This window comes from Ruegeria sp. AD11(2025) (assembly GCF_056542405.1).
The window spans coordinates 1-5,817 of record NZ_JBQFZU010000066.1 but is presented as its reverse complement, the minus strand read 5'-3'; the positions used below and the strand labels follow the sequence as shown (position 1 = coordinate 5,817).

The window sequence follows — 5,817 nt, the reverse complement described above, 5'->3', positions numbered from 1 at the left end:
CCCTGTTCGGTCTAAGAACCCGGATCGTTTTCTAATGCGGGGTGAAGGCAGTCACTAAGGGGTGTGCCAAAGGGCAACTAAGAGAGATCAACCGGACTTTGCAAAGTCTGCTTTCTGCTGCCGATTCAACCGATGGACGCAACACACTCTTCGAACTTCTCTGCCGGTGAGAAGTAATTCAAGGTTATTCTGGGCCGCTCGTTGAGTTCGCGAGCTACGGCACCGAGATGCTGTAGGGTGTGCACGGAGAGGTCAGTGCCTTTCGGGAAGTACTGGCGCAGAAGCCGAAGCACGTTTGGGCAATCCGGGTGCGGCTTGAATAAGCAGAGAACCATCGTGATCTAGCCCTGTTCAATATGGCGATCGACAGCAAGCTTCGCGGCTGCGACCTAGTGAAGATGAAGGTAATTGACAGCATGGCATCTGGCCAGATCAAGGAACGCGCTTTAGTGCTGCAAAGCAATACGCAGAAGCCAGTCCGGATTGAGATATCGGATGGCAGCCGCGCTTCCGTCGATAATTGGATGGAAGATGAACTGATGGTCGGATCAGAGTATCTTTGGCCAGGCCGTTTTCATGAGCGCCTACACATATCGACACGCCAGTACGCGCGGATTGTTCGGGACTGGTCACGTAGATCGGACTGGAAGCCAGTGCATACGGCACACATTCGATGCGACGCACGAAAGTAACCCAGATCTACAAGAAGACTGGCAACCTTCGCGCCGTTCGAATTTTTTTAGGGCACACAAAGATGGACAGCACGGTCAGGTATCTTGGTGTCGAACTTGAGGATGCCTTGCCATTGCTGAAGCCATTGAAATCTAACACCTCTGGGCCGCCTACACGGACGGCCCTTTGCTGCTATCCGTAACGGTCAGCTTCCTCGAAGCGGGTGTTGATAACTGGCGCCGTATTTCGAGGGTGCCGACGACGGCCCTGTAGGTCAAAACGAACCTTTTGGGTTGCATCTACTGCTGACGCAGCACACGTCCGCTTGCACTTCGGGGCAGTAACCTTGCTATGTCATCCGAGCAGTTAACAGTCTATCTTTTGGCCAGCCAATATGCGACTCCCAGCGCAAGTGCCAATCCGGCGTATGCCGCGATATGGGCTGCGTCCATTGTCTTGTAGTCGAAGGTTATCACTTTCCGGGCGACGGCCATAAGCCCGGTCGCAAGAACCAGCCTTACGTGTATGACGTTAGAAGTCAGGTAGAGCGCCGCGTTCGTATAGACTTCGATTGCAATAAGGACTGACAACACAGCTCCCAGAACAATGAGCAGGTCTTCCCCATCAATAAGTAGCGTTGGTTTTTCGACAAGATGAAACCCAAAGGTGACAAATGCGTCAAGAATCGTCCATCCAATGACTAAAACCATCAGTATGGACAGGCCGCGCGTCATTTGCCGGACCACAACGTTTGCAACTCTGATCACTGGATCTTCGTGATTAGGATCCAGTTCCACGTGAAGTTCATTGTCGTCGTTGGCCATATCTTGTCCCATAGTTCAATTGATGAATTATCTGGTGCTTTTCAGCGCATATCAGGCCACAATGAGTAAAGTGCTCGATCACTTACCGAGTACTTTCTCGAAGCCTTAAAGCACTGAATAATCGCTTCTTTGCAATTCGAGGTCGCTGATCCGAGTTTTTATCCGTTTCTGTTCCGCTTTTAGTTTTCACCATTCAAACCGCTGTTCTTCGTTCTTTGGTGTTCCCAGGAACAGCAACTTAGTGTCGATGTCATTGGATCGCGTACGGAGATTGCTGATCTCTCGGCCTATGGCGTTGTACTTTAGCCCTTTCGCGTTGGCGCGGTTGATCTCCGTGACTTTGGGGCCAGTGCATACATTGAATAATTCGGTGCTATTGCGTCCGACTGAATATGCATTTTGTGGGGTACAATACTCCTGCAATCCGCGAACGCGATCTGACGACCACGCCGCTTTATCAGGCATGACACCGACCTTTGCGCAGGCTCCATGATGGCGGGAGATAAAGGCTTCAGAGCTTCCGCCTTTACCGTCTGCGAAACCGATGCTTGCCCAGTCCCCGGTCTGGCATTGCTCGGGAGAGACTGAATCTATCGGGCCATACGCAAAAAACCCGATCGCATCGAATAACCCCCAATGTGCTGTGCGAAATGTCATTGCCCCTCTTTAACCAATCCACTGTTTTTGTCATACTATAACATTATAAGGATATTGTCAGGTCAGTTTCGTTAAAACGGGAGCCCAACCCATGAATACGTTCATAAAATCGATTTCGATTTGTCTATCCAAATACGTAACCTTTAGCGGTCGTGCGCGACGTCCGGAGTATTGGTGGTTTTTCTTGTTCGTTGTACTCGGCAGCGTCGTTTTTACTGTGCTGGATAGTGTCTTTTTTGGCAGTGAACAGGAAGGTGGAATAGCCCGTCAGCCATTGTATAGCCTGTTCTCGATTGCAGTATTCTTGCCTTTACTCGCGGCGGGTTGGCGTCGCTTGCATGATACGGGTCGTCCTGGCTGGTACTTGTTACTGCCATTGGCCGTGTCATTGGTAATGACCGGTGGAATGATGGTTGGTATTTTGGCGTTTTCTGCGACTGGGAATGCAAGCAGCGACCCTGAAGAGTTGGGTGCGGCTGTAGCTATCCTGGGACTAGGTGGGGTAGCTTTTGCAGTTCTAGTACAATTGATTCTGGCAATTTTGATGATTTTTTGGCTAAGCCGCCCAACACAGGAAGAAGAAAACCGCTACGGACCAATACCTTCAGGACTGTGAATTGGGCTCTCTACGGACGTCGGTGCAGGTTCGGCATCAGAGCTTGATTTTCTTTTGGCCAGGGAGTGGACGGCCCTTTCCGGCCTCTCAGCACCTTGCTCGGCTGCCGAGGCTGCAGCCCACATTGCTGTAATCCGCCACCGGTGCAAATTCATAGGGCAAAACGGTCTTGCCAAATGCCGTGCTTAGCGTCTTTATGCCGCGCTTCCGCAAATGATTGGTTTCGAAACAGGAGCTATAAAACAGTCGGTCCGACCCGGAACCTTGAGACCCTCATCATGCCCGCGCTTTTTTCATTTCCCGTTCAATTGCTCTCTGGCAGTGCGTTTTGCCGCCGCAGAGGGCTATGGCTTTGCGCTTGCAGTAGACTATTCGCGTATGCAGCGAATGGCAGGTTGGTGGCCCGCTCGCCAAACAGGCGCTAAAGCCGCGAAGGTCAATGGTCGATACCTTGCAACAGCTACATGTGTGTATTCTTGTCTCGGTCTGGGCAATTAACTAAAGCCGAAAACTTGCTCCGGTAATCGCTTCACAAGCAGATCTATTTGTTGAATTTAACAGTTGCGTGAGTTTTCAGCATTAAAGCGAAGTAAGCTTTGCTCTTCGAACTGTCTCAACTCAATACTAAAGCACATGTCGCTACTTGCGGAGCTTTAGTGCGAATTAGCGTAGGCATCGCTGTATCAATACTAGTTGCTATATCCATCGGCGTGTCGACGGTTATAGTCCACTCCCTTTGGTGGAAAACAGCGCGCGACAATAGTCGCATGCTCGCAGCCGAGATTAACAGTCAAATTGCAAACACCGTTCGTATAGAGGTGGGCGTAACGCTCAGGTCGGCCGAAGCCGCTTGGGCGGCCGTACGCACGATATTTGTCCAGAACGTTATCGCGACGCGACAAGCCGACAAGAGAGAGTTCGTGTTCTTATCACAATTGCAGGCGCAACCGAATATTTCATGGGTTTTCTTCGGTTGGCCCGATGGGAACTTTTTCGCGTCACATCGTTTAGGTGACGGCGGGCTTGAGATGATTGAAATCGACAAGGATATCCGTGAACGGATGTTGCGGAAGGACCGTTATATCTTCATTCCAGGAGACATCCAGTTCGAAGAGCGAACCTTTACCGAAACTTCCTACGATCCACGCGAACATGCGTGGTTTGAAAACTTTATGGGCCTTGAGTCCGCGGGATGGATAGAAGCACGGGACCTCCCGGAGAGTAACAAAACTGTCTACACATTTGCTGGTCCGATAGACGTCAACCGAAAGCGGCAAGGCGTTCTGGCCGTGGCGATCGAAACGGATCGACTTTCGCGTTTTCTGGCGACTCTTACGCCCGGTGAATTCGGCGCAGCGTTTGTTCTGGATGCCGATGGTAAAGTGATCGCTGTACCCGATGCGGAAGCAGATGAGGTCACACCCGCACGCATGGGTGAGGGTGAGCTTTATGAGGTCGCAAAGATCGCCGGTGAAAAGCTGTTGGGTGACCCCACAGCGAACGCCTCCGGTTCGTTGACTAAGCGTGTTGTCATCGAAGGTGTGCCCTACGCGGTTGCTCTGACGCCATTGGGGTTCTACGGCTGGCGCGTTGCCACCGTCATCCCTGAAGCTGCCTTTCTTTCGGATATCGACAAGACGCTGATAAACCTGATCTATATTCTGATCGGTGTGGTTGTTGTTGCCACCGGATTGGCTATTTGGTTGGTTCGCACAGTCGTCGCAAACCCGTTGGCATATATCGCCGAAGACCTGAGCAAAATCGAACGCTTTGATGTCGAACGCATTGCGCGCAGGCCCTCCAATCTCTCTGAGCTTGCAAATCTCTCTGCTGCGACCGCAAGTATGGCTGCAGGTCTATCAGCATTCCGCAAGTATGTACCTACCGACTTGGTGCGCATGCTGGTTGCCGAGGGCATCAAGACTCAGCCAGGCGGAGACATAAAGCAGATTTCCGTGCTATTTTGCGATGTCACGGGTTTCACAGGTCTGTCTGAAAAACTTGGCCCCAAGATCGTCCAAATGATGGAACCCTTCTTCAACGCGTCCTCTGCTGCCATCACTCGTAATGGGGGAACTATCGACAAATTCATGGGCGATGCTGTGATGGCCTTCTGGGGCGCGCCGCGCAAGGATACCAACCATGCCGAAAACGCCTGTCGCGCGGCACTGGACCTTGTCGCTGCTGTAGAGGAGGCCGGAATTGAAGACGACGCTGGCAACCCCCTGCGCGTCAGGATCGGGCTGAATAGTGGCGAGGCTCTGGTCGGCAACATAGGGTCAGAGCAGCGTTTGAATTACACTGCAATTGGCGATGTGGTGAACGTTGCCAGCCGATTAGAGGGAGCCAACAAGGATTACGACACACTGATCCTGATTGGCCCAGAAACCCGGCGCCAAGCGGCTGATAAGATCATGGTGCGCGAACTGGACACGTTAACAGTATTTGGGCGCACAAAGGAGTTGGTGGTCTACGAACTAATCGCGATGGCGGATGAGATTGACGGATCGCTTGCGTGGATTGAACCCTACGAACAAGGCCTTGCACACTATCGAGCAGGGCAGTTTGAAAAAGCTGTTGCTGCCTTTAAGGCCGCTGATCAAGAACGAAACGGAGATCCCGCTTCGGTGGTCATGATGTCCCGCGCCCAAGTTTTGTTGAAGCATCCACCGCCGGAAGATTGGAATGCAGTTACGAACAGCAATAAGAAGCGGTAGTTTGCGGGGCTCGCAGGCGCTTATTTCCTGTTGAAGATTGGAACAGAGAGAGTTTTTGCAGCGACAAACAATTGCAAGGTATGATTTGCTGCGCAATGTTGCCGTTCGATGTGCTGGGTGCTGCAACTGCAGTGAACGACAGCTGTGTGGCCTCGTCAAACTTGCTCCAAAGTTGCACCCGCAGCGAACGGCAGGTTCGACGGGCTGCATTGCAGCATCTTTTGGCATGGCTAAATGTCCTCTGTGGGTGGCTCCTGCATTGCAAGCGTTTACTCGTGATTTTGCGGCATTTTTCGTCAGTACCTTCGTCTGTCCGGCCTGTTTGTGTGGC

Annotated in this window: 4 protein-coding genes and 2 pseudogenes; 3 read left to right on the top strand and 3 right to left on the bottom strand. The window is 51.9% G+C overall.

Annotated features, from left to right (window positions below; translation table 11 throughout):
• Window positions 1–125: 125 nt before the first annotated feature.
• Window positions 126–296, bottom strand: a pseudogene (locus ACR1XY_RS23985) (IS30 family transposase); the annotation flags it as partial.
• Between the two features lie 60 nt (window positions 297–356).
• Here ACR1XY_RS23985 and ACR1XY_RS23980 point away from each other — a divergent pair.
• Window positions 357–828: pseudogene (locus ACR1XY_RS23980) on the top strand (tyrosine-type recombinase/integrase).
• Window positions 829–1,046: 218 nt separating this feature from the next.
• Here the strand turns inward: ACR1XY_RS23980 and ACR1XY_RS23975 are convergent.
• Both ACR1XY_RS23975 and ACR1XY_RS23970 read right to left on the bottom strand, forming a co-directional pair.
• The gene (locus tag ACR1XY_RS23975) at window positions 1,047–1,496 is read right to left on the bottom strand and encodes a phosphate-starvation-inducible PsiE family protein (protein WP_480597238.1); all 450 of its coding nucleotides are present in this window, start codon (window positions 1,494–1,496) and stop codon (window positions 1,047–1,049) included.
• 186 nt (window positions 1,497–1,682) lie between these two features.
• Window positions 1,683–2,153, bottom strand: coding sequence for a DUF2799 domain-containing protein (locus ACR1XY_RS23970; protein WP_480597236.1), 471 nt, complete (start codon window positions 2,151–2,153; stop codon window positions 1,683–1,685).
• A 91-nt stretch (window positions 2,154–2,244) separates the two neighbouring features.
• On the opposite strand from ACR1XY_RS23970, the gene ACR1XY_RS23965 reads away from it, so the two are divergent.
• Together ACR1XY_RS23965 and ACR1XY_RS23960 are read left to right on the top strand one after the other, a co-directional pair.
• Complete coding sequence (locus tag ACR1XY_RS23965; protein ID WP_480597234.1) at window positions 2,245–2,769, top strand: DUF805 domain-containing protein; 525 nt, start codon at window positions 2,245–2,247, stop codon at window positions 2,767–2,769.
• Window positions 2,770–3,536: 767 nt separating this feature from the next.
• Window positions 3,537–5,486: an adenylate/guanylate cyclase domain-containing protein gene (locus tag ACR1XY_RS23960; RefSeq protein WP_480597231.1), complete on the top strand. Its 1,950-nt coding sequence runs from the start codon at window positions 3,537–3,539 to the stop codon at window positions 5,484–5,486.
• Window positions 5,487–5,817: the final 331 nt, after the last annotated feature.

Excerpts from the sequence above, each read along its gene's own strand:
- ACR1XY_RS23975 (WP_480597238.1), bottom strand. The coding sequence starts at position 1,496 with ATGGCCAACGACGACAATGAACTTCACGTGGAACTGGATCCTAATCAC.
- ACR1XY_RS23970 (WP_480597236.1), bottom strand. The coding sequence starts at position 2,153 with ATGACATTTCGCACAGCACATTGGGGGTTATTCGATGCGATCGGGTTT.
- ACR1XY_RS23965 (WP_480597234.1), top strand. The coding sequence starts at position 2,245 with ATGAATACGTTCATAAAATCGATTTCGATTTGTCTATCCAAATACGTA.
- ACR1XY_RS23960 (WP_480597231.1), top strand. The coding sequence starts at position 3,537 with ATGCTCGCAGCCGAGATTAACAGTCAAATTGCAAACACCGTTCGTATA.